The sequence below is a fragment of the Haloplanus vescus genome (assembly GCF_900107665.1).
GTDB lineage: Archaea > Halobacteriota > Halobacteria > Halobacteriales > Haloferacaceae > Haloplanus > Haloplanus vescus.
The window spans coordinates 129,327-153,828 of sequence record NZ_FNQT01000001.1 but is presented as its reverse complement, the minus strand read 5'-3'; the positions used below and the strand labels follow the sequence as shown (position 1 = coordinate 153,828).

General features: G+C 65.8%; 23 protein-coding genes and 1 tRNA gene. 13 read left to right on the top strand and 11 right to left on the bottom strand.

The annotated features are described in order from the left end of the window. Positions 1-76: 76 nt before the first annotated feature. Positions 77-1,348 (top strand): amidohydrolase, encoded by a 1,272-nt coding sequence (locus BLU18_RS00830; RefSeq protein ID WP_092633546.1) that lies wholly within the window; start codon positions 77-79, stop codon positions 1,346-1,348. 37 nt (positions 1,349-1,385) lie between these two features. Here the strand turns inward: BLU18_RS00830 and BLU18_RS00825 are convergent, their stop codons facing one another. The 3 genes from BLU18_RS00825 to BLU18_RS00815 form a co-directional block, all read right to left on the bottom strand. Further along, positions 1,386-2,618 carry an MFS transporter gene (locus tag BLU18_RS00825; RefSeq protein WP_092633544.1) on the bottom strand — a complete coding sequence of 411 codons (1,233 nt, stop codon included), beginning with the start codon at positions 2,616-2,618 and terminating at the stop codon, positions 1,386-1,388. 65 nt (positions 2,619-2,683) lie between these two features. Continuing rightward, a complete protein-coding gene (locus BLU18_RS00820) occupies positions 2,684-4,045 on the bottom strand; it encodes a geranylgeranyl reductase family protein (protein ID WP_092629998.1) in 1,362 nt (453 codons plus the stop codon). Positions 4,046-4,120: 75 nt separating this feature from the next. After that, entirely contained in the window at positions 4,121-5,491 is a 1,371-nt protein-coding gene (locus BLU18_RS00815) for a phosphohexomutase domain-containing protein (RefSeq protein WP_092633542.1), read from the bottom strand. A gap of 82 nt (positions 5,492-5,573) precedes the next feature. Here BLU18_RS00815 and BLU18_RS00810 point away from each other — a divergent pair, with 82 nt between their 5' ends. Beyond that, entirely contained in the window at positions 5,574-7,205 is a 1,632-nt protein-coding gene (locus BLU18_RS00810; protein WP_176791152.1) for a flippase activity-associated protein Agl23, read from the top strand. Here the strand turns inward: BLU18_RS00810 and BLU18_RS00805 are convergent. Further along, positions 7,202-8,155 carry a transcription initiation factor IIB gene (locus BLU18_RS00805; protein WP_092629992.1) on the bottom strand — a complete coding sequence of 318 codons (954 nt, stop codon included), beginning with the start codon at positions 8,153-8,155 and terminating at the stop codon, positions 7,202-7,204. The genes BLU18_RS00810 and BLU18_RS00805 overlap by 4 nt on opposite strands. 204 nt (positions 8,156-8,359) lie before the next feature. On the opposite strand from BLU18_RS00805, the gene BLU18_RS00800 reads away from it, so the two are divergent. Then, positions 8,360-8,746, top strand: a complete 387-nt coding sequence (locus tag BLU18_RS00800) for a DUF7522 family protein (RefSeq protein ID WP_092629989.1) — start codon at positions 8,360-8,362, stop codon at positions 8,744-8,746. On the opposite strand, the gene BLU18_RS00795 is transcribed toward BLU18_RS00800, so the two are convergent. Then, positions 8,740-9,375 carry an RAD55 family ATPase gene (locus BLU18_RS00795; protein ID WP_092629986.1) on the bottom strand — a complete coding sequence of 212 codons (636 nt, stop codon included), beginning with the start codon at positions 9,373-9,375 and terminating at the stop codon, positions 8,740-8,742. The two genes, BLU18_RS00800 and BLU18_RS00795, sit on opposite strands and share 7 nt — an antisense overlap. A 139-nt stretch (positions 9,376-9,514) precedes the next feature. On the opposite strand from BLU18_RS00795, the gene BLU18_RS00790 reads away from it, so the two are divergent. The 6 genes from BLU18_RS00790 to BLU18_RS00765 all read left to right on the top strand — a co-directional run bounded on the left by BLU18_RS00790 (position 9,515) and on the right by BLU18_RS00765 (position 16,310). Beyond that, entirely contained in the window at positions 9,515-11,140 is a 1,626-nt protein-coding gene (locus tag BLU18_RS00790; protein WP_092629983.1) for a type II/IV secretion system ATPase subunit, read from the top strand. Then, the gene (locus BLU18_RS00785; RefSeq protein ID WP_245697841.1) at positions 11,137-13,224 is read left to right on the top strand and encodes a type II secretion system F family protein; all 2,088 of its coding nucleotides are present in this window, start codon (positions 11,137-11,139) and stop codon (positions 13,222-13,224) included. The genes BLU18_RS00790 and BLU18_RS00785 overlap by 4 nt, the downstream gene beginning before the upstream one ends. Positions 13,225-13,262: 38 nt before the next feature. After that, positions 13,263-13,892, top strand: coding sequence for a class I SAM-dependent methyltransferase (locus tag BLU18_RS00780; protein WP_092629980.1), 630 nt, complete (start codon positions 13,263-13,265; stop codon positions 13,890-13,892). A 64-nt stretch (positions 13,893-13,956) separates the two neighbouring features. Further along, the gene (locus BLU18_RS00775) at positions 13,957-14,994 is read left to right on the top strand and encodes an NAD(P)/FAD-dependent oxidoreductase (protein WP_092629977.1); all 1,038 of its coding nucleotides are present in this window, start codon (positions 13,957-13,959) and stop codon (positions 14,992-14,994) included. 40 nt (positions 14,995-15,034) lie between these two features. Then, a tRNA-Gly gene (locus tag BLU18_RS00770) sits at positions 15,035-15,105 on the top strand. Positions 15,106-15,500: 395 nt separating this feature from the next. After that, on the top strand, positions 15,501-16,310 hold the full coding sequence (locus BLU18_RS00765) for an SDR family NAD(P)-dependent oxidoreductase (protein ID WP_092629974.1): 810 nt from the start codon (positions 15,501-15,503) through the stop codon (positions 16,308-16,310). Positions 16,311-16,337: 27 nt separating this feature from the next. On the opposite strand, the gene BLU18_RS00760 is transcribed toward BLU18_RS00765, so the two are convergent. The 4 genes from BLU18_RS00760 to BLU18_RS00745 form a co-directional block, all read right to left on the bottom strand. Beyond that, on the bottom strand, positions 16,338-17,444 hold the full coding sequence (locus BLU18_RS00760) for an oxidoreductase (RefSeq protein ID WP_092629971.1): 1,107 nt from the start codon (positions 17,442-17,444) through the stop codon (positions 16,338-16,340). Between the two features lie 300 nt (positions 17,445-17,744). Further along, complete coding sequence (locus BLU18_RS00755) at positions 17,745-17,954, bottom strand: DUF1328 domain-containing protein (protein WP_092629968.1); 210 nt, start codon at positions 17,952-17,954, stop codon at positions 17,745-17,747. A gap of 92 nt (positions 17,955-18,046) precedes the next feature. Next, positions 18,047-18,301, bottom strand: a complete 255-nt coding sequence (locus BLU18_RS00750) for a hypothetical protein (RefSeq protein ID WP_092629965.1) — start codon at positions 18,299-18,301, stop codon at positions 18,047-18,049. A 90-nt stretch (positions 18,302-18,391) separates the two neighbouring features. Beyond that, complete coding sequence (locus BLU18_RS00745) at positions 18,392-20,050, bottom strand: potassium channel family protein (protein ID WP_092629962.1); 1,659 nt, start codon at positions 20,048-20,050, stop codon at positions 18,392-18,394. A gap of 115 nt (positions 20,051-20,165) precedes the next feature. Here BLU18_RS00745 and BLU18_RS00740 point away from each other — a divergent pair, with 115 nt between their 5' ends. Then, positions 20,166-20,330: a hypothetical protein gene (locus tag BLU18_RS00740; protein WP_176791151.1), complete on the top strand. Its 165-nt coding sequence runs from the start codon at positions 20,166-20,168 to the stop codon at positions 20,328-20,330. 74 nt (positions 20,331-20,404) lie between these two features. Here the strand turns inward: BLU18_RS00740 and BLU18_RS00735 are convergent, their stop codons facing one another. Beyond that, entirely contained in the window at positions 20,405-20,902 is a 498-nt protein-coding gene (locus BLU18_RS00735) for an HVO_2922 family protein (protein WP_092629959.1), read from the bottom strand. Positions 20,903-21,201: 299 nt separating this feature from the next. Here BLU18_RS00735 and BLU18_RS00730 point away from each other — a divergent pair, with 299 nt between their 5' ends. From BLU18_RS00730 to dpsA, 3 genes are all read left to right on the top strand, one after another. Further along, the gene (locus tag BLU18_RS00730; protein WP_092629956.1) at positions 21,202-22,239 is read left to right on the top strand and encodes an AI-2E family transporter; all 1,038 of its coding nucleotides are present in this window, start codon (positions 21,202-21,204) and stop codon (positions 22,237-22,239) included. 168 nt (positions 22,240-22,407) lie between these two features. Continuing rightward, on the top strand, positions 22,408-23,007 hold the full coding sequence (locus tag BLU18_RS00725) for a DUF5789 family protein (RefSeq protein WP_092629953.1): 600 nt from the start codon (positions 22,408-22,410) through the stop codon (positions 23,005-23,007). 484 nt (positions 23,008-23,491) lie between these two features. Next, the gene (gene dpsA, locus BLU18_RS00720) at positions 23,492-24,031 is read left to right on the top strand and encodes a DNA starvation/stationary phase protection protein DpsA (protein ID WP_092629950.1); all 540 of its coding nucleotides are present in this window, start codon (positions 23,492-23,494) and stop codon (positions 24,029-24,031) included. Positions 24,032-24,037: 6 nt separating this feature from the next. Here dpsA and BLU18_RS00715 read toward each other — a convergent pair whose 3' ends face one another. Then, entirely contained in the window at positions 24,038-24,433 is a 396-nt protein-coding gene (locus BLU18_RS00715) for a metal-dependent transcriptional regulator (protein ID WP_092629946.1), read from the bottom strand. Between the last annotated feature and the right edge of the window lie 69 nt (positions 24,434-24,502).

Below are 24,502 nucleotides of genomic sequence, written 5' to 3'. Positions count from 1 at the left end.
ATCCCGTCCGAACCGAGTAAAAGGAACCGGAATATGCGGGCGACAACTTATGCCGACCGCGACGCGTGTCCGGAGCATGAGCGTCGCCGACGACTTGCTCGACCTTCGCCGTGACCTCCACCGCCACCCCGAACCCGCGTGGCGCGAGTTCTACACCACCGCACGCCTCGTCGACGAACTGGAAAAACGGCCGCTCGACGCCCTCTACGTCGGTCCCGAGGTGCTCGCCGACGAGCGACGGGGCGTCCCCGACGAGGACGAACTCGACGCGTGGCTGGCTCGCGCCCGCGACGCCGGGGCGCGCGAGGACGTACTCGACCGCCTCACGGGCGGCTACACCGGCCTCGTCGCCGTCCTCGAACAGGGCCCGGGACCGACCGTGGGCGTCCGCGTCGACATCGACGCCCTCCCCATCACGGAGGCCGACGACCCGTCACACCGCCCCGCCGCCGACGGCTTCCGCTCCGAGAACGAGGGGTTCATGCACGCCTGCGGGCACGACGCCCACGCCACCGTCGGCATCGGCGTCATCGACGCCATCCTCGAAAGCGACTTCTCGGGCACGCTCAAGGTGTTCTTCCAGCCCAGCGAGGAGACCGTCTCCGGCGGCGAACCCATGGCGAAAGGTGGCCACTTAGACGACGTAGACTACCTCCTCGCACTCCACGTCGGTCTCGACCACCCGACCGGCGAAGTCGTCGCCGGCGTCGACGGCTTCCTCGCGGTGCGCCACTTCCGGGCCGAGTTCTCGGGCGCGTCCGCCCACGCGGGCGGCCATCCGGAACGCGGCCGCAACGCCGTGCAGGCGATGGCGGCGGCGATTCAGAACCTCTACTCGATTCCCCGCAACCACGACGGCGCGACGCGCGTCAACGCCGGTCTCGTCGGCGGCGGCACCGCCTCGAATATCGTCCCCGAGGAGGCGTTCATCGAGGGCGAGGTGCGCGGCGAGACGACCGACCTCATGGAGTACATGGACGACCATGCCCAGCGAATCCTCCGGACCGCCGCGGACATGCACGACTGCGAGGTGTCGGTGACCGGCGGGGGGCGAGCGCCGAGCGGTGAGAGCGACGACGAACTCGCCGCAGTCGTCGGCGCCGTCGCCGAAGCGACGCCCGGCGTCGACAGCGTCCTCGACACCGACAGCCTCGGCGGAAGCGAGGACGCCACCTACCTGATGCGACACGTCCAAGAGCGGGGCGGCCTCGCCTCGTTCGTCTGCATCGGCACCGACCACCCCGGCGGCCACCACACCCCGACCTTCGACGTGGACGAGGAGACCATCCGCATCGCCATCGACGTGTTCGGAGAGACTATCGAGCGGTTGGGCCGAGAGGCAGTCTGAGACGGCAGACTCGGCTGTCTCGGTCGGAATCGTCGCGTCAGGCCGACGCGGACGGCGTCCCGGACTCGGCCATCTGCCAGACGGTGAGAGCGCCGACGACGCCGAGACCGGCCGCGAACACGAACAGGACGGCGTAGGTTCCGGTGATGCTGACCAATTCGCCGGCCACGACGGGCGCGACGAACGACCCCAGCCACCCGGCCACACTCGCGAGTGAGACGGCCGTCCCAGCGGCGGTAGGGTCGACGAACTCCTGAATGGACTGGTACATCAAGCCGATTTGGAGCTGGATGAACGCCCCCGCGAGGACGAGCATCGCGACCAACACCGCAATCGTCGCGCTGTAAAACATGGCGACGGCCAGCGCAGTCGCGCCGACGAACGAGGCGGCGAAGACGGGGCGCCGTCGCTGGGTGAACACCGTATCCGAGAGCCAGCCACCCGTGGGGCGGGCGAGAATCCCGACGGCGGGGAACAGGGCGACGAACGCGCCGCTCTCGGCCAGCGAGACGCCGAACCGGCGGGTGATGTACGTCGGCATCCACGAGTTGAACACCATGTACAGCGAGTAGCCGAGAATCGTGACAGCGACGACGGCCCACACGTTCCGGTTTCGCAACACCCGGCCGAACTCGGCGCGCGTCATGGGGTCCGTGGCCGTCTGGAAGCGCGAGACGCGGCCGACCACGACGTAGAACACGAGCGAGGTCAGCAACACCGCACCGCCGAACAGCGGAAACACGCCCGGCCAGCCGACGATGTCGGCGAGGCGCGGCGCCCCGAGCTGGCCGAGGGCGTACCCCGCCGGATACCCCGAGATGATGACCGACGTCGCCGTCGCGCGCCGGTCGGGAGGGAACGTGCTCGAAGCTACGTCGATACTGACCACCCACAGGACGAACATGCCGACGCCGGCGAGTAATCGGGTGGCGATGAGGAGGGAGACACGTCCGCCACTCGCGGCGAACCAGTCGCCGACGCTCCCGGCGAGGAGGATGGACGCCGCGGCCGGGACGGCCGCGCGGCTTTCGATACGGTCGAGATAGATGCCGACGGGAATGCCGATGACCGTCGCGGCGACCTGCGGCGTCGAGACGAGTGCGGCAGCGGTCGCCTCGGTGACGGCGAGGTCGGCCATCACGAGAGTCAGGACGCTGGCGGGGGTTATCAGGTAGGCACCGACGAACAGGAGCACCAGCCACCCGGTCGCGATGGTTACGACCTGCCACGTCGAACCGCCGAAGGGGGGTCGGCCGATGCTGAGGTTCAACACCTGCCCTTCCCAGATATCGGGAATAATTCTACCGGAACTGCAGGCGCCCGTGGCGGCGGCAATCAGTACTTCGGCTCGGCGCCGGTCGTCTCGTACACTCGCTCCATGACCGCGTCACGGTCGGCCTGCCACGAGTCGAGTGCCGACGGGTGGTCGGGGTAGGCGTCGTACTGGTCCATCAGTTCCTCGGCCAGTTGCTTCGTCCGGTAGAAGTCGAGGATGGTGCTCCAGTAGCCGAAGCTCTTGACCGCACTCTTCACCTTCAGCGCGAGGCCCATCGAGGTGGACCCGGAGTAGAGCGCTTCGGCGAGTTTCTCGCCGGGGAGCGCCGCCAAGAGTCCCATCAGGTCGTCGACGTCGACGGCCGTCGAGAGCACGTTGTACACGTCGAGGCCGGCGTAGCGCCCGCCGAAGTGGTCCATCACGCGCTCGTTGTACTCCCAGAGCGCGGCTTCGGTGGGGTCGTCGATGGCGTCGATGATGGCTTCGGCGGCGTAGGTACCGGCGTAGGCCGCGCCAGCGATGCCGCCGCCGGTGGTCGGGTTGACGTGCCCGGCGGCGTCGCCGACGGCGACGAATCCCGGCGCCACCGCGGAGTCGTAGGGGCGGCGAGTGGGGAGGGCGGCGCCGAGTTTGTCCTGCACCTCCGCGCCCGCGAACTCCGGTCGCTGTTCGAGGTCGCGACGGAGGTCTTGGACCAGTTTCATGGGTTCCTCGGTCATCTGGAAGCCGAGGCCGGCGTTGATGGTCGTCTCCGTCCGCGGGAAGTACCAGAGGTAGCCCGCGGCGCGTTCGGTGGGCTTGAACACGAGGGCGTCGTCCCACTCGACCGGGTCGGGCACCTCGACGATTTCGCGGTACGCCGAGCAGAACTGCGAGTACGAGACGTTGGTGTCGAAGGTGGTGTCGTCGAACTCCGTCTTGTCCTGCAGAATCGAGAGCGCGCCCGCCGCGTCCATGGTCACCTGCGCTTCGTAGGTGACGGGGTCGCCCTTCCGCGTCGCGCGGACGCCGGTCACTCGGTCGCCCTCTTGTCTCACGTCCTGCACGACGGTGTCGTAGTGGAAGTCGGCGCCCGCCTCGGACGCGCCGTCGATGATGCGTCGACCGTACTCCAGGCGGTCGATGACGGCGAGTTCGCCCGGGATGGGGATGTTCAGCACCGTGTCGTGCTGGGGGAGTTCGAAGCGGCCGTGGTCGACGCCCGTGTTCGTGAAGGCGTCCTGAATCTTCGACTTGGGGATGGCCTCGGGGAAGGCGTCGGCGCCTTTCAGTGCGTCGCCACACGCGATGTGACCGGCCTCCGCCTCGTCTTTCCGCTCGACGACGACGACGTCGAGGCCGGCGCGAGCGAGGGCCGCCGCCGCGTAACAGCCGGCGGTGCCCGCCCCGACGACGACGACGTCGTACTCGTGGGTGGTCATTGGTGCTGTGTCGCGCCCGCGGTGGGAAAACTCTTTATTCCCGTTTCGTCGGCGGCGAGTCGACGGAATACGGGGTTACGCCGTCGCCGCGTCGACCGCTCTGTCTATCGCCGCCCGCGCCGTGGCGACGAGTTCGTCCACGTCGTCGCTCTCGGCGTAGAGGCGGACGTACGCCTCGGTGCCGCTGGGTCGGACGAGGAGCCACGACCCGTCGGGGCGTTCGAGGCGGACGCCGTACTCGGTGTCGACGCTCGCCTCGGGGAACGTCTCGGGGAGTGTCGTCGCCAGTCGCTCCATGACTGCCGCCTTGGCGTCGTCGGGGCAGGCGACGCTCACCTTTCGATAGGGTCGTTCCGTGACGGGCGCGCGGAGGGCGTCCAAGCCCTCGCCGGCGACGTGGCGGGCGAACACCGCCGCGCTGGCGACGGCGTCTATCCACCCGCCGAACGCAGGGTGGACGTGCTTCCACGGTTCTGCCGCGAAGACGACGGTGCCCCCGTCGTCGCGGACGCGCGCGATGCCCTCGTGGAGGGCGCCGAGACGGACGCGTTCGACCCGCCCGCCCGCCGCCCGGACGCGTTCGTCGATGCGCGCCGAGGCGTTGGGCGTCGTCACCACCACCGGGTCGGCGGCGTCGCTCGCGCGGACGAATCGCTCGGCAAGGATAGCGAGGACGGTGTCCTCGTGGACGATGTCGCCCTCGCCGTCGACGACGACGATGCGGTCGGCGTCGCCGTCGTGACCGACCCCGAGTTCGGCGTCGCCGTCGGCGACGTAGCGGCGGAGCCCCGTCAGCGACTCGGGCGTCGGCTTGCTCTCGCGGCCGGGGAAGTGGCCGTCGACGTTCGCGTGGAGCGTCTCGACCGCTGCGCCGAGGGCGCGGAGGACCGCCGGGGTGGCGAGCGCGCCCATCCCGTTCCCGCAGTCGACGACGACCGACAGGCCGTCCAGCGGCGCGCCGAATTCACGGGCGTAGTCGACGACGGCCGCACGGTAGTCGTCGATGACGGCCGTTTCGCGAGCCTCTCCCCACGCGTCCCACACGACCGGCGGATCGTCTGCCGCCAGTCGACGCTCGATGGCTTCCTCGCGTTCCCGGTCGAACTCGACGCCGTCGACGAAGCACTTGATGCCGTTGTCGCCCGGCGGGTTGTGCGAGGCGGTGAGCATCACACCGTACCGGCCGCGAGAGGCGAAGGCCAGCGCTGGCGTCGGCACCACGCCGACTCGGTGGACCGTCGCGCCGCCCGAGAGCGCGCCGGCCTCGACGGCGGCAGCGAGCGCCTCACCCGTGGTCCGCCCGTCGCGACCGACGACCACCTCGGGGGCCTGCCCCGTCTCGTCGTGGGCGTGACGGGCGACCGCTCGCCCGACTGCCGTCGCGAGGGCGGGCGTCACGTCGGTCTGCACGCCGCCGCGGATGCCCGCGGTTCCGAAGTGTTCCATACCCGCCCTGTGTCCGCCTTCGGTTTGTATCGCTCGGTGGCGGTATCGAAAGGTTGACCGGGGGTCCGACGGATGCACCGGTATGTCCGCGGCCGACTCGTCCGAGGGTGCCGTCGACCGCGTCGTCGTCGCCCTCCTCGCTATCACCGTCCTCGCTCTCGCCGCGCGCTTTGTCAGCTTGGGTGCCCGCCCGTTCCACTGGGACGAAGCCCGCGTCGGCTACTGGAGCCTCCGATACCTCGACAGCGGTGCCTACGAGTACCGCCCCGTCGCCGGCGGCCCCTTCCTCTACATCGTCGAACGGTACGTGTTCGGCCTCGTCGGCGCCACCGACGCCACGGCCCGCGCCGTCGTCGCCGCCGTCGGCGGCCTGTCACCGCTCGTCGCCCTCCTCTTTCGCACCCGCCTGCGCGACTCCGAAACCGTCGCGCTCGGGGGCTTGCTCGCCGCCAGTCCCGTCCTCCTCTACTACGGGCGCTTCCTCCGGGGCGACCTCCCCCTCGCGGTGTTCTCGCTCGTCGTCGTCGGCTGTGCGATTCGACTCGTCGACGACCCACCGGAGCGAGCGCGGCGCTACCGCTATCTCGGCGCGGCAGCGCTCGGCCTCGCCGTCGCATCGTCCGCGTTCGTCGTCGCGACGCTGCTCTGCGTGCTGGTCGCCGCGATGCTGACGGTCGACCAGCGCCGCCTCGTCGGGGAAGGCGAGGGAACCGGCGACCGAATCGACGCCCTGCTGGGTCGCCTCCGCGGCTCGACACGCGACGCACTCGGCGCGCTGGGTGTCTTCCTCGCCGTCCACCTGTTCTTCTACGCCCCGCGCGTGAACGGGTCGATTCGCCCGACGCTCGGCACCGTCGAAGCGGCCTTCGTCGGCGCCGCGCGGTCGTTCGTCGGCGTGCGCGTCCTCGGGCGGCGACAGGGCGGCGAACACCAACTCCTCCCCTATCTGAGCGCGCACGTCGAGACGCTGCTCGCGGCGTCGGCTGTCGTCCTCGCACTCGCCGCCGTGGGTTTCCTCGTCGACCGGTACGGGACGGGCGAGACTCGTCCCGTCGTCGCCTTCCACGCCTACTGGGCCGGGGCGTCGCTGCTCGTCTTCCCCGTCGTCACCGAGGAGAGCGCAGCGTGGCTGACCGTCCACACCGTCGCCCCCGCCGTCGTCCCCGCGGCGGCGGCAGTCGGCCTCCTCGCGCGCTACGGGTCGCGGGGGCTCGCTCGGGAGGACGCCGTGCCCGTCGCCGTCGCGGCCCTCGTCGGCCTCGCACTCGCGGCCCAACTCGGTGCCGGCGTCGCGGCGACAGCCTACGGCCCGACGACGAGCGAGAATCCACTGGCCCACCACGCCCAACCGGCCGACGACCTCGACCCGTTCGTCTCCGACGTGAGCGCGGCCATCGAGGGCAACGACGGCGTCGACGTCCTCTTCTACGGGCCGACGTTCGTCCCGGCGTACGACGACGAACCCGCACGCCCGCCCGTGAGCGACACGTGGGGGAACCGACTCCCGCTCCCGTGGTATCTCGAACGGATGGGCGCCGAGACGGACGGCGTCCGTGACCTGCGGGGACTCGAGTCGCTTGACGAGCGACCACCGGTCGTCGTCGCACCCGCGAGCGAACAGTCCACGCTGTCGGCACGGCTCACGGACTACGAGTCGAGCACGTACCGACTGTCGCTCTGGAACCGAGAAGTCGCGGTGTTCGTCCGCCGCTAGCGGAAGCCCATCGCTTCGATTTGCTCTTGATACCGGTTTCGGATGGTGACTTCGGTCACCTGCGCCACGTCGGCCACCTCGCGCTGAGTCTTCTTCTCGTTACAGAGCAGGGAGGCCGCGTAGATGGCCGCGGCGGCGAAGCCAGTCGGGGACTTCCCCGAGAGCAGGCCCTGTTCGGCCGATACGTCGATTATCTCCGTCGCCTTCGCCTGCACTTCCTCGCTGAGTTCGAGCGCCGAAGCGAACCGCGGGACGAACTGCTTGGGGTCGACCGGCTTGAGTTCGAGCCCGAGTTCCTGCGAGATATAGCGGTATGTGCGCCCAATCTCCTTCTGCGGAACGCGTGAGACTTCGGCCACCTCGTCGAGTGAGCGGGGAATGCCCTCCTGTCGACAGGCGGCGTAGAGCGCGGCGGTGGCGACGCCCTCAATGGAGCGCCCGCGAATCAGGTCCTCGTTGAGCGCGCGCCGATAGATGACGGAGGCTACCTCCCGAACGGAGCGCGGCACGCCCAGCGCGGAGGCCATCCGGTCGATTTCGGAGAGCGCGAACTGCAGGTTGCGCTCGCCCGCGTCCTTGGTTCGAATCCGTTCCTGCCACTTTCGCAGGCGGTGCATCTGCGAGCGCTTCTCGGAGGAGAGCGACCGCCCATAGGCGTCCTTGTCCTTCCAGTCGATGGTCGTCGTCAGCCCGCGGTCGTGCATCGTTTCGGTAATCGGTGCACCGACGCGGGACTTGCTCTGTCGCTCGGAGTGATTGAACGCCCGCCACTCCGGACCGCGGTCGATCTGTTGATCGTCGATCACCAGCCCGCAGTCGTCACAGACGAGCTCGCCCTGGTCCGCGTCCGTAACGATGTTGTCGGAGTTACACTCGGGGCAGGCAACGGACTCGTCCGTGTCCTGTTCCGTCTCTTGGCTCCGCTGACGTTGGCGGCTGGGACGTTCCATTATAAGTGTCGTGGCGAACCTGTTATTTAAGCCTTTTGCCGGTCTGTCTCGCGGCAGGGTCGACACCGTCGCTGTCCCGGAGTTTGGCGGGGAAGTCGTGACTGGGGTGCGATAGCCGCGCCGTCGCTCCCGGTCGGCGGACCGAACGCGTCGACTGGGTCGCTCGCACAAAGGTATTAGTTCCAACCGCGTCTCGCGTGACGTATGCAAAACGCCGCCGAGTCACTCGTCGAGCGCTATCAGACGATTGCACCCAACGGCCTCCGGATGGCGGTGTGGTATGGCGGCGACGAGCGTGAACTCGTCTACACCCGGGACGACGTTCGCGAGATGTACTCGCCCGAGGAGTTCGACGAGAAGGTGAAACAGCTCGTCGTCGCGGGGCTGGGTAGTGGCGGCAACGACCAGTTTCGAATGCTCGGCGAGATGGACGCCGTCGTCCGGCACTTCGACCAGGCCGTCGTCGTCCACTTCCCGATAGACGAATTCACCGGCCTCGCCCTGACCTTCGACGGCGACGCGGTCCCCTCCATCGATTCGCTCGTCGACATCGGCCTTGACGCACTCGATGATTTCTCGACGAATCAGTAGGACTGCCAGCCCGCCGACCGCCCGCCGAGGCCACGGAGTCGGAGTTCACAGCCGTCGTCGGTCTCTCGGGTCTCGATGACGCCGTCGATCAACTGGCTCAGCATGTTGAGTTCGCGGTCCGTCGGGTAATCGACGACGAACACGCCGAGTGCGCCCGCGCTCTCTATCTGTCCGCTCAACACGTGGACCATCCGGTAGACTCGCTGGAGGTTGTGATACATGAGGAACGTCGACAGCGAGTGGACGCCGAACCGCATCGGGTCGCCGGACTGGTGGTAGTCCTGGAACAGTCCGGAGAGTTCGATGCTGAGACCCGTCATGTCCCGCGAGGAGGAGAGATACGAGGTCGTATCCGTCTCGCGCACCTGTCCGATGCCGCGCTCTTTCGTTACGCAGTCGACGACGTGGAGTCGGTCGGCGGGCCGGTCGCCGTTCCAGTCCCGAAACAGTTGGAGCAGCTTCCCGGCCCCCATCTTCGTCGTCACCATGACGGCGCCCTCGTCGCCGTCGTCACCGAGGAGGTCTATCATGAGTTCACGCTTGCGCGTGAGTGGCGGCCCGGCGACAAGAATCGATGTTCCCGGGGGGAACTCGTCGACCGGGACGACACCGGGTGTCGAGTATGCCATCAGTAGGACCCATTTCGAGGCCATATCTTTATTATTGGGGGCCAAATTGCACGGGGAGCGGAATCACGGCACACCGAGTCGTCGTCGGTGTGATACGGGCGCACGTTTAAGTGAGCGCCTCGCATACCGCCGACGAACGATGTCTGAGGACGCGGCGTCGAAAACCGACGGACCGTTCGGGAGCCTCGGGCGACGGCTCGTCCGGACGTACGAGATGCTCCGCGGGTCGACACTCGACGTGCGTCCCTTCCGCCCCGGAGAGGACGGCCCACTCTCTCACTTCGACTGCCCGCCGGGCCACGAGGAGCTCGACCGCTACTGGGTGAACGCCCCGTACGCGTACGTCGTCATCACGCGCGACACGGAGGAGAGCAAGAACGTCTATCACGCGGTCGAACCCGACCTCACGGACTTCGAGTCGCGGCTGCGCGACAGAGTGACGACCGACATCCGCGACCCGTTGCTCTACCGCGACGACACCGAGAACGCCGACGAGGAAGTGCTCGCGAGAGAGTTGGAGTCGCTGCTGGAGGAGTACGGCGTCGACGTGCACATGCACACCTTCTACAAGCTCCTCTACTACCTCGTTCGCGGGTTTCGGGGGTTCGGGCGCATCGACCCGCTGATGCACGACCCGCACATCGAGGACGTCTCGTGTGACGGCTACGGGCTCCCCATCTTCGTCTATCACGACCAGTACACCGACATCGAGACGAACATCGTCTTCGAGGAGTCGGAGGAACTCGACAACTACGTGGTGCAGTTGGCCCAGCAGTCGGGACGCCACATCAGCGTCGGGGACCCCATCGTGGGGACGACGCTCCCCGACGGCTCGCGAATCGAACTGGCGCTTGGCGAGGAGGTGACGCCGCGCGGGTCGGCGTTCACCATCCGCCAGTACGCCGACGAACCGTTCACGCCAATCGACCTCATCAACTACGGCACCTTCAACATCCAGCAGATGGCGTACCTGTGGCTCGCCATCGAGCACAACAAGTCGCTCATCTTCGCGGGCGGGACGGCCTCCGGGAAGACCACGTCGATGAACGCGGTGTCGATGTTCATCCCCCCGCGCTCGAAGGTGCTCTCCATCGAGGACACCCGCGAACTGTCGCTGTATCACGACAACTGGCTGTCGAGTGTCACACGCGAACGACTCCACGAGGGCGCGGACATCGACATGTACGACCTGCTTCGCTCGGCGCTTCGCCACCGCCCCGAGTACATCATCGTCGGCGAGGTGCGCGGCGACGAAGCGGTGACGCTCTTCCAGGCGATGAACACCGGGCACACGACGTTCTCGACGATGCACGCCGACAGCATCGAGACGGTCATCAACCGGCTGGAGAACGAACCCATCAACGTGCCGCGGGCGATGATTCAGTCACTCGACCTGCTCTCGGTGCAGCGTCTCACGCGCCTCGACGGCGAACGCGTCCGCCGGACCAACGCCATCAGCGAAATCGGCGGCATCGACCAGCGGACGGGCGAACTCGACTACTCCAACGCCTTCACCTGGGACGCCGACAACGACACGTTCCAGCGACAGGACAGCGCGCTCCTCGACGAGATTCAGGACGACCGCGGGTGGACGCGCAGTGAACTGCTCGAAGAGATGCAGAACCGACGCCAGTTCCTGCGCGTCCTCCAAGACCGCGGCATCACGGACTACCGGCAGTTCACGGCGCTGGTCAACGAGTACTACGACGACGCCGAACGCGTCCTCGAACGCATCGAAACCATCGAGGGCGGGACCGGACCGTGATTGGCGAACTCCTCCCGCTCGTCCTGGTCGTCGTCCTCGCGCTTCCCATCCTCCTATCGCCGGTCAGCGAGCGCGTGAGCCTGCTAGTCTCGCGGCTGGCCGTCCCCATCTTCGGCGACTACGTCGAACGCAGTTCGCGCCGCGACTGGCAGCAGGAACGCCTGCGCTCGACACACGTCGGCACCACGCACCGCGTGTTCGCCTCGCGCACGCTGTTTCTCAGCGGCCTCGCCGGCGCGGCCGGCGGCATCCTCGGCGTGTACGTCGCGACGTGGCTGGTCGACCTGTTTTCCATCAGCCGCGAGGCGATTTTCGCCGCCGTCCCGCCGGCGCTCTCCTTTCTGGCTGGCCTCACGCGCCTGCAAGACCTGACGCTGCTCGGTCTGTTCGTCCTCTTTCTCTTCTTCGGCGTGACGGTCGGCTCGGTGCTCGGCGCGCTTACCTACTGGGCGCGGTGGGCGTACCTCGACCAGCTGTCGAACGCCCGCGCCAGCGAAATCGAGGCGACGCTCCCGCGGACCATCGCATTCGTCTACGCCCTCTCTCGGAGCGGGATGCCGTTCCCGAAGGTGTTGCAGACGCTGTCGCGAAACGAGGACATCTACGGCGAGGCCGCCCGAGAGATGGGCGTCGCGGTGCGAGACATGAACACGTTCTCGACGGACATCTTGACGGCGATTCGCCGGACCGCCGACCGGACGCCGAGCGAGGGCTTGGCGGAGTTCTCCGACAACCTGGCGAGCGTGCTCGGGAGCGGGCGCAACCTCTCGGAGTTCCTCCGCGGGCAGTACGAGCGCTACCAGGAGGAAGCCGAGGCCCAACAGGAGCAGTATCTCGAACTCGTCTCGACGCTCGCCGAGATATACGTCACCGTCCTCGTCGCCGGGCCGCTCTTTTTCATCACCGTCCTCGTCGTCATCGGCCTGGTCATCGAGGACACGATTACCCTCGTCCGGTTCATCGGCTACGCGGGAATCCCGCTCGCGAGCGCGGGCTTCGTCGTCTACATCGACAGCCTGACCCAGCGCGACACGATGACGGACGTGAGCCGGGACGTGGCGTCGTCGATGGGCAGGGGAAGTGGCGCCCTGACGGCCTCGGACGGCGGCGTGGCGCTGGAGGGCGAGAACGCCGAACGACTCGCCGCGTACGACCAGTTGCGCGCGCTGCGCCAGTGGCTGAACCAACCGCTGCGGACCGTCCTCGAACAGCCGTGGGTGAGTTTCGTCGTGACCGCGCCCCTCGGCGTCGTCTGGGTGTTCTACCGCGCCACCCCGATTCCGCTCGGTCCGTCGGCGCTCCAGACGCTCGACGGCCCGGTCATCGAAGCCACCCTCTTCGCGATGGGCGTGTTCGCGCTCTTCCACGAGGTCCACAAGCGTCGGATTCGCGCCATCGAGCGCGCCGTCCCGGACTTCCTCGACCGCCTCGCGAGCGTCAACGAGGCGGGGATGAGCATCGTCGAGAGCCTGCGGCGCATCGCCGACACCGACCTCGGCGGACTGGAGGAGGAAGTCGACCGCACCTGGCAAGACGTTCGCTGGGGGGCCGACGTGAGCACCGCACTCCACCGGTTCGCCGCCCGGACGCGCGTCCGGATGGTCGCCCAGTCCGTCACGCTCATCACGAACGCCATGAGCGCGAGCGGTGACCTCGGTCCCGTGCTTCGCATCGCTGCCAACGAGGCCCAAGAGACCCAGCGACTCCGCCGCGAGCGACAACAGGAGATGCTCACCTACATCCTCGTCATCTACATCTCCGTGCTCGTCTTCCTCGGCATCATCGTCGCGCTGACCGTCGCGTTCATCCCCGCCGTCCAGCAGACGGCGGGCGGGGCGACCGGCGCAGTCGGTGGGAGTGCACCCGGCACGGGAACCGGCGGTAGCGGCGTCACCAGCGCGTTCAGTGGGTCGTCAGTGAACGCCGACGCGTACAACCTCCTCTTCTTCCACATGTCGGCGATTCAGGCCGTCTGTTCCGGCCTCGTTGCAGGGAAACTCGCCGAAGGCGGGGTCGCCGACGGCGTCAAACACGCCGCCGGGTTGCTCGCGCTGACGTTCGTCGTCTTCGCGTTCCTCCTCTGACCCCAGCAGTATATGCCCGTCCCGGCCCCACGGCCGGTATGACGCGACCGGACCCGCAGGCCACCTACGACCGCATCGCGGACCACTTCGCCGCGACCCGGGAGTATCCGTGGCCCGAGATAGAGGAATTCGTCGACGACGCTCCGACCGCCGACGTGGCGCTCGACGTGGGGTGTGGGAACGGGCGCCACGCCGAAGTGCTCGCCCAGAACGCTGACCGCGTCGTCGCCCTCGACGTGAGTCGCGGCCTCCTCCAGACGGCGCGCCGCCGTCAAGCGGCCAGCGGCTTCGACGCCCACCTCGTGCAGGGTAACGCCGCCGCGCTCCCGCTTCGGGACGGCGCCGTCTCGATCGCGGTGTACGTGGCGACGCTTCACCACCTCCGGCCGCGGGCGACCCGCGTCGACTCGCTAGACGAACTCGCGCGCGTCCTCGCCCCCGGCGGGCGAGCACTCATCGGCGTCTGGAGTACCGCCCACGACCGCTTCGACGCCGACGAGGGGTTCGACACCACCATCGACTGGACGCTCCCCGGCGGCGAGGCGGTGCCGCGATACTACCACGTCTACGACCCCGACGAGTTCGACCGTGACCTCGCGGCGAGTGCGCTCTCCGTCCACGAGCGGTTCGAATCCAGCGGGAACTGCTACGCGGTGGTCGGCGCGTGACGACTGGGCCGCCCGCACGCACAGACGTGCAGGACTTAACCCCCGGGCGGGAGTACAGGGACGTATGACCGACAGCGACACCGACTACGACGTAGCCATCGTCGGCGGCGGGCCCGCGGGCCTGACGGCCGCGCTCTACACCACCCGCCTCGGTCTCGACACACTCATCGTGAACCGCGGTGGCGGCCGCGCCGCGATGATGCAGGACACGCACAACGTCATCGGCGTCACCGAAGACACCTCAGGCGTCGAGTTCCTCCAGACCGCCCGCGAACAGGTCGAAGCCTACGGCGCCACCTACCGCCGCGGGTTCGTGAGCGACGTGGCGGACGTCGGCGACGCCTTCGCCCTCGACGTCGACGACGGCGAGGACACCGTCACCGTGCGTCAGGTCGTCCTCGCCACTGGATTCAGCGACGCGAAACCCGACCCGCCGCTCCCGCCGACGGGGCGTGGCCTCCACTACTGTCTCCACTGTGACGCCTACATGTTCGTCGACGAGTCCGTCTACGTGATGGGCCACGGCGACAGCGCCGCCTACGTCGCCATGATCATGCTCAACTTCACCGACGAGGTGGACCTGCTCACCCGCGGCGATGACCCGACGTGGAGCGAGGACACCGACCAGATGCTGCGAGCCCACCCCATCGACGTGATTCACGAGGAGATTTCGGGCATGACCCGGGGCGACGACGGCTGGCTGGAGAGTTTCGAGTTCGAGGACGGCACCGTCCGCGAGTACCGCGGTGGCTTCCCGATGTACGGCTCGGACTACAACAACGACCTCGCCGCTGCCCTCGGCTGTGACCTGACCGACGACGGCACCGTCGCCGTCGACGACCACGGGCGCACGAGCGTCGACGGCGTCTACGCCGTCGGTGACCTCGTCCCCGGCCACAACCAGATTCCGGTCGCGATGGGACAGGGAGCGAAAGCCGGCATCGCCATCCACATGGACCTCCGCCCGTTCCCCCGGAGCGTCGAGGACATCGACCGCGAGGGCCCGGTCGACGCCGACGAGGTGCCCGCCATCTCCGAGTCGCTCCGGGAGACGGCGCGCGCGTTCCGCGAGGGTGCCGTCGAATCGGCGGCCGACGACTAAGCGTAACTGCCTTATTCCACCATCCTGAATCGACGAGTGCGCGCCGGTGGTCTAGTGGTAGGACCTGAGCCTTCCAAGCTCATGGCCCGGGTTCAAATCCCGGCCGGCGCATTTTCCGAGTGAAGCGAGGAAAATCGCCCAGAGGGATTTGAATCAGGGAGTGAAGCGAACGGCGTGAGCGAAACGACCGTGGTTCAAATCCCGGCCGGCGCACTCACTTGGTTCGGGTGCCGACCGTAGTCCCCCTCGCTCACACTGTTCGCTCGCGGGACTCCCGGCCGGCGCATTCTGCGAGGAAGGGGATACCGGAGGATTGCACCGCCGAACGAACCGTCAAGACCAGCGAAGACGGCGACAGCGGAAACGACGACGCCTGAAAGCACTCGACCAGGGGTGTCAACACCGACATCGCTATTGAACGTACTGAGCGTACAAAACTCAGAAATCGACAGCCAGAAGTCGATTAGGCCACTCTTTTATCGGTTGAGCTTTGTTGCCAGTGAACGATGCCAGTGACAGACGAACTCCGAACAACAGAGTCGGTTCGAACCCGGTCGAGCGTCGCCGGGCAAACGGCCGTGGTGACCGGGGGGTCGAGCGGTATCGGTCGCGCCATCGCCGAGACGTTCGTCGCGGACGGCGCCGACGTGGTCATCTGTTCGCGCACGCAGGCCGACGTCGACGCCGTCGCCGAGGAGCTGAACGCGGCCGACCGACCGGGGTCGGTGCTCCCTGTCGAATGCGACGTGACAGATCGTGACTCCGTCGACGCGCTGGCCGAGGCAACGGTCGAGGAGTTCGGCGGTGTGGATATCTTAGTGAACAACGCGGGCGGTACCGGAGAGGGTGGTCCACTCCACGAAGTTGCCCCCGACGACTGGGACAGTGTCATCGAAGTGAACCTCACCGGGACGTACAACGTCACCCACGCGTTCGCCGACTCGCTCCGCGAGAACGGCGGCGCGGTCGTCAACACGGCCAGCATGGCCGGGCGCTACGGAGTCGCCGAAATGGGACCATATAGCGCTGCAAAGGCCGGCGTCAGCGCGCTTACGCGAACGCTCGCCGTCGAGTGGAGCGTCGATGATGTTCGAGTGAACGCGGTCGAACCTGGCTTCATCGCGACGCCGGCCGTTCGCGAGTGGTTCGGTCTCGACGAGATACCCGCACGTAGCGACGTCGACCGTGAGATCGGAAGTCCGCACGAGGTCGCGGACGCGGTGCGATTCCTTGCGAGCGACGCCGCCTCGTTTATCACGGGACAGACCATCTCGCCGACCGGACCGCCGAATACGTTCGAGCCACCGACAGGGTAACCCAATCAGATTGTCGCCCCGGCGCTATCAGTCGTCGCCGGGAATCTCGGCATCGCTAAGCGAGGCGTCGGGTTCGAAGACGATACTCGGGTCCAGATCGTCGAGCGGTTCGCCCGTTCGGACTCGGTTGGGCCAGTCGTGGTTGGCGAGCGCACCGGTCCCGATAGTGATCAGGTCGGAGCCGTCTGCCACCGCCGCTCGCGCATTCTCCGGCTCTCCGAGACTGCCGTTGGCAATCACGGCGACATCGTCCGCAGCGTGCTCGATAGCTAGTTCCGCAAGCGTGTGATCGGTTTCTGGCACCTCTGCAGCGGTTGCGTCGCCGCCGGTAACGTGGACGTAGTCGGCGCCAGCATCGGAGAGCGCGCCGAACAGTGCGGCGGCGGTCGCCTCGCCGTCGGGCCAGACTCGCTCCTCGTCAGTGACTGCCCCTTGGGAGGCACGGACGCCGACGACGAAGCTGTCAGGCGTGGCGTCGTCGATGGCGGCGGTGACCTCGGCGGGGAAGCGCGCGCGGTTAGCCGGCGAGCCACCGTACTCGTCGTCGCGGTCGTTGACCAGTGGGTCGACGAACTCGTGGAGGAGATAGCCGTTGGCCGCGTGGACCTCGATGCCGTCGAACCCGGCCTCGACCGCGCGCTCTGCGGCGGCGACGAAACTCTCTCTCACTTCGCTGAGCTCCTCGCCATCGAGCGGGTCCGCCTCGGGGAACTCTCCGGACCCGCCGTACAGCTCCGACATCTCGCCTGGTGGGCGGTACGACGAGGGGGCGACGGAGTCGTACCCATAGCGGTTGCCCTGTGCCTGTGCCCCAGCGTGCATCAACTGTGCGAAGATCGGACTGCCTGCCTCGTGAACGGCGTCGACCACCTGCTCCCACGCTGCCGCCTGTTCGTCGGTCGCGAGACCGGGCTGATTGGGGTAGCCTTGACTGTGGGCGGTGTCCGGGTGGAGACCCTCGGTGACGAGAAACGAGAAGCCACCGCGAGCGAAGGAGGCGTAGTAGCGGGCCATGCGGTCGGTCGCGTGTCCCTCGTCGGTCGCACTCGTGCGCGTCATCGGCGCGAGGCCGACGCGGTTGTCGAGAGTGTGCCCGTTCAGTTCGAATTCATCAAAGAGGGGGTCGTCGGTCATCGGAAGTTCGTACGACAGTCGGAGATATAAACTGACGGCGGATGTGCGCACCAGATCGCACAACAGGTGCGGTAGCACACCTCGTTGTCCGTGTGGTGTGCTGAACCCGGTGCGTTGTGTCCGCTCCTGTCGCTGTGCGTTTGAAGCTTGATTCGAACGATGATCTCGTCGTCGGATACGTAACCGACAAATCTCGATAGTGGTGAGTGATCGCCGTCTGTCTTAGTGAACATTGCCCACGATTTTACGCCCTGACGGAACGGCGTGCAAGACGTAGAGCACGTGTTCAGCAGTCTTGAGTCAGAGTATGAACGTGATAATCGCGAGCACGACGAAGATGATGACGAGCCACTTGGCGATATCCATACTTAGCCCGGCAACGCCACGGGCGCCCAAGACTCCCGCGACCACTGCGAGGATCAGGAAAAGGATTGCTAACTCGATGAGGCCCCCTCCGAACTGGAGGGGTACGAACAGATTTTCATCGAGGATTGTTCGAAGTAATATCACATCTAAATTTAATGTCTCTATTCACATAAAGGAGGGCCATCAGGAAACTGCGCTCGAGTACGGGTTGTTCGAGACAAACAGCCCACAGACGACTACTGTGAGCGAGAGTCCGTGTCGGGCAATCCGCTGAGGCTCGACATCGGCGATGCGCCGGCCATAATCGCGCTAGCGGACAGAATCGCGGCGGAGAGCACTACGAAATCCCCGGCCGGGGAATATCCGGCTAAGCCGGCACCGATCTGCACGATAAACACGGTGAAGAAGAAGCTGAGGATAGCGAACACGAGCATGACGATTGCGGCAATGATGCTACTGACTAACATCCCGAACGAATCGAGGAGTCCCATCTATTGAATCACGTCACACGTAACAACCACTTCATCCGGATATAGGTGTGCCACCTCGATACGCATACGTTCACGTTTTGGCAGGTTCAGTTAGGTAGCGTCGACTGTCTGCTCGAATTTCTGTATGGCGTCGTCGCTCCCCGCGACGAACACCTCGTCCGTTTGGCGAACCGTCGTCTCCTCGTCGGTGAGGATGTCGCCCGCTCGTGCGATACCGACCACCGTCCAGTCGCGAGTCAGGTCCTGACGAATCGTCGCCAACTGTTCACCCACGAACGACTCACCCGACGTGCGGACGAGCCGAATCTGATTCACGGGAGACATCACACGCTCGCCGTGGGCCTCGGCGGCGACCAATCTGGCACACACGCGCTGCACCGAGAGCGTGTAATCCGCGCCGGCCCGGACGGCGGCGCTCGCCTTCTCCGCAGCAGTGACTCGAGCCAGAATCTCGACATCCGACGACAGCGCTCGTGCCATCGCAACGGTCAGGAGGGACGTCGCATCGTCGCCGACGGTTACGATAAGTGCAGTCGCCGTCTCGATGCCCGCCTCGCGGAGCGTCTCCGGTTCGGTTGCGTCGCCGACGACATCGGGGGTCGCGTCCGGGTCCTGATCGATGGTGGTGACGGTCGTCGCCGCGGGGAGGGTCTCCTCGGCGGCGGACCCACCCTCCCCGACACCGGCGATGACGACGTCAGGCTGTGTCGTCCCACTCGGGTGCTGCACTCCGGCGACCTCTCTGGAGAGGTCCGCAATCTCCGATATCGGCCCGGCTACGAGGAGCACGGTGTTCGGTGTCAGTCGGTCCCCCGGTTCGGGGGATACACGTAGTTCTCCATCGAACCAACCGGCGACGAGCGTGAGAGCCGGGTGGTCGGCCATCGGGGAGTCGCTGACCCGGACGCCGTGTAACGGACTGTCGCGGCGAATCAGTACCTCGCGGATGCCTATTTCGTCGCTCTCGGCGTCCGACTCGACCGCGATGGGTGTGGTCGCCATCTCAGCCAACTGGTGCCCGATGAGAGCGTTAGGAGCGACGCATCTATCCACGCCAATCTCCATGAGCGCTGCCTTCCGCCGGGTAGAGGCGGTAAAGCTGACGACATCGAGGGCTTCGTTCGCTTCCAACGACGTGAGGACGATACTCGCGGTTTGGTCTCCCGCGTCGGTAATAAGCACCTTCGCACGCTCTATCGTGGCCCGACCGAGGTCCTCCCGGTCCTCGGGGTCGCCGTGGATGACTTGATACCCGTCGTCAGAGAGTCGCTTCGCCTCGGCCTCTTCCGACTCTATGAGGACGTACTGAACGCCGAGCTCTTCGAGTTCGTCGAGCATGACCTCCGTGTTGCGCTGGTACTCCGCGAGGACGATGTGGTCGTTCTTGGCGGACAGTCGGTCGTCGAGATCGAGCGGTGCGCGCTCGAACAGGGGAATGACGAGGACCCGTAACGTCACGAAGCCGATGCCGACCCCCGTGACCTGCATCGTGATCATCATGAGGTTCATGACGGGCGTCGACCACGGAGAATCGGACCCGTACCCGGTCGTCGTCATCGTCTCGACGACGATCTGGGCCGAGTGGAACACCGACTGCTGAGTCCCCTCGAAGTAGCGCATCCCCGCGTTGTACAGGAGCGTATAAGAGAGGATGACCGTGACGAGACCGACGACGTAGACGAGAAGGAGTCGCTGTCGGCGGGTGAAGCGCTTTGGGGGGAGTTTATCCACTAATTCATAGGGTCGCATGAACCGTTCGTCAGCTTGTCGAGAGCGATACTAAAAGGTAGACGGACAATGGCCACAACTCGTCTGCGTCATCGCCGCAGTCGACAGTGTCCGGACGAATCTGGTCGCACAGAGTGTGTTTCCCGTCGCTGCCGGGGTCGCCGCTGGGACCCTGATCGCGGTTGTCCTCCGGGAGATGGCGCCGTCGAGCCACGGCCACGGCTACGCAGATGCCGCGACCACAGCGTTCCTCGTCGGGAGCGTCCTGTCCGTGGTCGGTGATGCCGTCATCACGGTCTGAGACACGAATTTCCAGCGGAACTTCCAGAACGCCAGTTCGAGCCAACCCTATCGAGAGTCGACGGTGCGGACCGTTTACTCGGTCAGCGTCTCATCGGTGACCTCGGCGTCTGGGGCGTTCCGTACGACGCTCTGGAGTCCCTTCCGGGCGTTGTGTTTGCGAGTGTAGCTTTCGCCGCTGGTGGCGATAATATTCCCATTCCGATGTCGGAGCCGCCAGCGCCATTCGCCTCCTCGGTCGCGAAACACTTCGAATCGAGCAAGCGTCGCGGACGCATCGGCGGCACCAACGGGGAGTGTCGTTTCGGCGTCGTCCTCGGACGGTTTCTCGGTGGCGCCATCGCCCTCGACCGCCGGTTGCGACCACTCCATTTCGAGTTCGAGACTCAGGTCGCCTCCGTCGGTTTCGAATTCGATTTCGAGCGTGAGTTCGTCGGGGATATCGACGACGATGCTCTCGTCTTCGTCGCTGAGTTGCAGTGAGCCGGTAGTGATGCCATCGACGATGCCACAGAGGACAGCAGCGATATCTGCTCTCGAGGCTGCTATCTCGGATTCGTATTCTTCGGACACACACCGAGCCACGTCCACTACTGTGTTAAACTACCTCAATGGCAAATTCGTCGAACTGCAAGCGGGGACCAGTCCTTCGGGGCAGAGATGGTAACCACAGACAACGGTACGGTCGCTCCGGTGACCAGTCCGTGTCATCGGGGTTATCGTAACTGTCCATAGCGTCTCGCTGGACCGTGCCGGCGAGGCTCCCGATAATCTATCAGACGATTGTTCACACTCTGAGCGTTGAGCCTGCCGGAGCCACTCTCAGTAATTGTCACAGTAGACTAATGTGTGTGACTCTCGCACATCCGGACATGACAGAGAGACCCGAGCCGTCGGCGTGGCTCGCCGGGCAACCCGGATTGACCGCGCTCGCGCTGCTCAGCAGTCTCATCGCGTTGCTCGTCTTCCTGCCGTATCTCCAGTTCATCCTGTTCGGCGTGGTTCTCGCATACATCATGTTTCCCGTCCAGCAGTGGGCCGAGCGGTATGTTAGGTCCACTATCGCAGCACTCGCTGTCGTGATGGCGACGTTACTTCTCATACTCATTCCGCTCATCTATCTCTTTACCATCGCCGTCCAGCAGTCATTCAGAGTCGTGAACGCCGTCAGGAACGGCCAACTCGACATCGCGGCGGTCGAGGCACTACTCGAGACCGCTGGATACTCCGTCGACCTCGTCGCGCTGTACGAAGCGAATCAGGGTCGGATCGCGATGAGCCTCCGGCAGATCACGTCAGGGGCGATCGATCTCGTCGGGAGTTTGCCAGCGCTGGCTATCGGACTGACGATCACGCTGTTCGTTCTCTTCGCCCTGTTGCGCGACGGGGAACAGTTCGTGGCGTGGCTCCAGTCGGTGCTGCCGATCGACGAGGCGGTCCTGGACGAACTCCGTAGCGGACTGGACCAACTCATGTGGGCCTCGATCGTCGGGAACGTCGCCGTCGCGGCCATTCAGGCAGTCCTACTCGGCGTCGGGCTAGCGATTGCCGGTCTCCCCGCTGTGATTTTTCTCACCGTCGCGACGTTCGTGTTGACACTGCTCCCGCTCGTCGGCGCGTTCGGAATCTGGATTCCAGCTGCAGTCTATCTCGTCGCCGTCGGGCGTCCGATTGCCGGTGCGGCGATGGCCGTGTTCGGACTGTTCGTCACCCTATCGGATACGTACCTCCGGCCGGCGCTGATCGGTCGTACCGGTGCGTTCAACTCCGCCACCATCGTCATCGGCATCTTCGGCGGCCTCGTCGTGTTCGGTGCCGTCGGTCTGTTCATCGGTCCCGTCGTCCTCGGTGGAGCGAAACTCGTCCTCGATTGCTTTACTCGGGCGCACACCGACAGTTCGACTGCCTGAGCGAGGTTCCACGGGAGCGTGAGCGCGACGACGCCTGCAACTGCCACCAGTGGGTGGCGGAGTCGACGGTCCATAGCGCGGTCCAAAACAGCCTCGACAGTTATCTATTCGGGCGAAGCCTCTCGCACCGACCATAGGACTATCCGGCTGGAGAGACCATCTTTTCAGATGGGTGACGACAAGAGTGGCCGTGAGAAGCAAGCGCGTGACGCTGACAGACGCCAGCGAGAGCGCGACGTGGCCGACGAACTGGAGCGTGGGGACGAACCGGAGCCACCGGTCGATTCGACAGTCCTCGACGAGCTCGAATCGGAGCTCGACTCACTCGACTTCCCGGCGACGGGGGCGGATATCGTTTCGGTGGTCGGCAACCGAAATATCGAATCAAACGAGGCTAGCTACGCTGTCGAGGAACTCGTGCCCGCGATAGAGTCGGAGGCGTTCGACTCTCCGGCCGCCGTCCGAGTGCGAATCCAGCGACCCACCGTCGCTGCGGCGATGAAACGGGTCCTCGAAGCCGCCGACACGCTCCCGAACACAGACCTCAGCGAGTCACAGCGTGACGCCTACGAGAAGACGTTCCGAGAGCTCAAGGCAATCGACCCCGACGACGACGACGAGGGGATTCCGGCCGTCGCCGACTGGATCGTCGAGCGCATCCGCGAGAAGGAAACACTCCCAGGGTCCCGTGCGGTGCGCCGGCACGCGGCGACGTTCTGCCGGCAGAACGGGTACGAAATTCGGGACGACGAGTGGCTTGGGATATAACCGGCCGGCTATCGAGCAGTCCCGAGCGTCGCTAGCTGCGTCGGGGAACCGAGACGCTCGATATGTATTCTCCAATCCCAAACGACTAACAACACGGAGTCGGCACGGGAAAATATCGAAGGCTCGGTGTCGCTCGTCTCTCACACCGAGACGCTGGACGCTCGATGAGGCCACCTCGGCTGAGGGCGTGTCTCGTTGCTCGCGGCCGTCAGCGACGTATCGCTGAGCCGCGGGCCCCGTGCGAGCCATACGCGGGAGCAACCAACTCGGCAGTCCTTGCCGAGATGACTCCCCGGCCCGAACTTGCTTTTGCTCTTTCCACCTTCGACTGAGACTGCGACGAATAGTAATTCTCGGCCGACATGTTTCTTCAATTTGCGGAGTAGCAGACCACCTCGCCACGATATGCGAGTTTTAGGCCATGCGAAAAATTGTATAAATCTTGATAAGTTATAAGAGGGTGGACGCCGTTGGATATACTGTGATGAACACGCAGAAGTCCGTTCGGCAGGAGGCAGGCACGGTGGGCGAGAACCCGGTTCGACTTGACGAGGAGAAGACCGAGCAGATTATCGAGGCACTGAACACGGACCTCGCGGACGCGTACGTCCTCTATCACCAGCTCCACAAGCACCACTGGAACGTCGAGGGTGCGGAGTTCCGCGACATCCACGTCTTCCTGCAGGAGGCCTACGAGGCCGTCGAGGCGGCGGCGGACGAAATCGCAGAGCGCCTGCAGGCAATCGGCGGCGTCCCGCACGCGAGCATGCCGGCGCTCACCGAGGCGTCGACAGTCGAACCCGAAGACGAGGACGTGTACGACGTCCGCACGTCGCTCGCGAACGACCTCGAGATGTACGGCGACATCATCGAGAGCTACCGCGAGCACATCGAACTCGCCGAGGGACTCGGCGACCACGCCACCGCGCACATGCTCCGCGAGCAACTCATCGGTGTCGAGGAACACGCCCACCACCTCGAACACTACCTCGAAGACGACACGCTGGTCACCGACGCGGCGTAACTACCGTCAGTCGGATTCGAGCCACAGTTCGGTCGGTGCGGCGTCGGCGTCTTCGAGCAACGTTTCGGTGAGTCGGTCGATGACGACTGGGCTCACCGTCCCCGCGAGCGCTAGCGCCTCGTCTTCGTAGTTTTCTAGTTCGAGCACGTCACGGAAAAACCGGGTGAGTGTGACGTACGTCTGGTGCAGGTCACGCGCCGTGTCTTCTCCCTCGGCGGTCAGGGTCGCACCCTCGTAGGGTTCGTGGTCGACGATGCCGCGCTCGTCGAGTCGCTGTAACATCTCGGTCGTGGCCGCGGGCGACCGCTCGACGGCGTCGGCGACATCGCTGGGCGGCACGGGGTCGTCGTGGCCGCCGGTCAGGCGATACAGGGCGAGCAGGTAGCGGGTAGTCTCACTCATTGTAGCGGAGAGTCGTGGTATCAGCGTTGCTGGAGGGTGGACGGGTCATTCGGACACCTCGTCGGTCGC

What these genes read in the sequence shown, in the direction of transcription:
- BLU18_RS00830 (WP_092633546.1), top strand. Translation starts at nt 77, where the DNA reads ATGAGCGTCGCCGACGACTTGCTCGACCTTCGCCGTGACCTCCACCGC.
- BLU18_RS00820 (WP_092629998.1), bottom strand. Translation starts at nt 4,045, where the DNA reads ATGACCACCCACGAGTACGACGTCGTCGTCGTCGGGGCGGGCACCGCC.
- BLU18_RS00815 (WP_092633542.1), bottom strand. Translation starts at nt 5,491, where the DNA reads ATGGAACACTTCGGAACCGCGGGCATCCGCGGCGGCGTGCAGACCGAC.
- BLU18_RS00810 (WP_176791152.1), top strand. Translation starts at nt 5,574, where the DNA reads ATGTCCGCGGCCGACTCGTCCGAGGGTGCCGTCGACCGCGTCGTCGTC.
- BLU18_RS00805 (WP_092629992.1), bottom strand. Translation starts at nt 8,155, where the DNA reads ATGGAACGTCCCAGCCGCCAACGTCAGCGGAGCCAAGAGACGGAACAG.
- BLU18_RS00800 (WP_092629989.1), top strand. Translation starts at nt 8,360, where the DNA reads ATGCAAAACGCCGCCGAGTCACTCGTCGAGCGCTATCAGACGATTGCA.
- BLU18_RS00795 (WP_092629986.1), bottom strand. Translation starts at nt 9,375, where the DNA reads ATGGCATACTCGACACCCGGTGTCGTCCCGGTCGACGAGTTCCCCCCG.
- BLU18_RS00790 (WP_092629983.1), top strand. Translation starts at nt 9,515, where the DNA reads ATGTCTGAGGACGCGGCGTCGAAAACCGACGGACCGTTCGGGAGCCTC.
- BLU18_RS00780 (WP_092629980.1), top strand. Translation starts at nt 13,263, where the DNA reads ATGACGCGACCGGACCCGCAGGCCACCTACGACCGCATCGCGGACCAC.
- BLU18_RS00775 (WP_092629977.1), top strand. Translation starts at nt 13,957, where the DNA reads ATGACCGACAGCGACACCGACTACGACGTAGCCATCGTCGGCGGCGGG.
- BLU18_RS00765 (WP_092629974.1), top strand. Translation starts at nt 15,501, where the DNA reads ATGCCAGTGACAGACGAACTCCGAACAACAGAGTCGGTTCGAACCCGG.
- BLU18_RS00760 (WP_092629971.1), bottom strand. Translation starts at nt 17,444, where the DNA reads ATGACCGACGACCCCCTCTTTGATGAATTCGAACTGAACGGGCACACT.
- BLU18_RS00750 (WP_092629965.1), bottom strand. Translation starts at nt 18,301, where the DNA reads ATGGGACTCCTCGATTCGTTCGGGATGTTAGTCAGTAGCATCATTGCC.
- BLU18_RS00745 (WP_092629962.1), bottom strand. Translation starts at nt 20,050, where the DNA reads ATGCGACCCTATGAATTAGTGGATAAACTCCCCCCAAAGCGCTTCACC.
- BLU18_RS00730 (WP_092629956.1), top strand. Translation starts at nt 21,202, where the DNA reads ATGACAGAGAGACCCGAGCCGTCGGCGTGGCTCGCCGGGCAACCCGGA.
- BLU18_RS00725 (WP_092629953.1), top strand. Translation starts at nt 22,408, where the DNA reads ATGGGTGACGACAAGAGTGGCCGTGAGAAGCAAGCGCGTGACGCTGAC.
- dpsA (WP_092629950.1), top strand. Translation starts at nt 23,492, where the DNA reads ATGAACACGCAGAAGTCCGTTCGGCAGGAGGCAGGCACGGTGGGCGAG.
- BLU18_RS00715 (WP_092629946.1), bottom strand. Translation starts at nt 24,433, where the DNA reads ATGAGTGAGACTACCCGCTACCTGCTCGCCCTGTATCGCCTGACCGGC.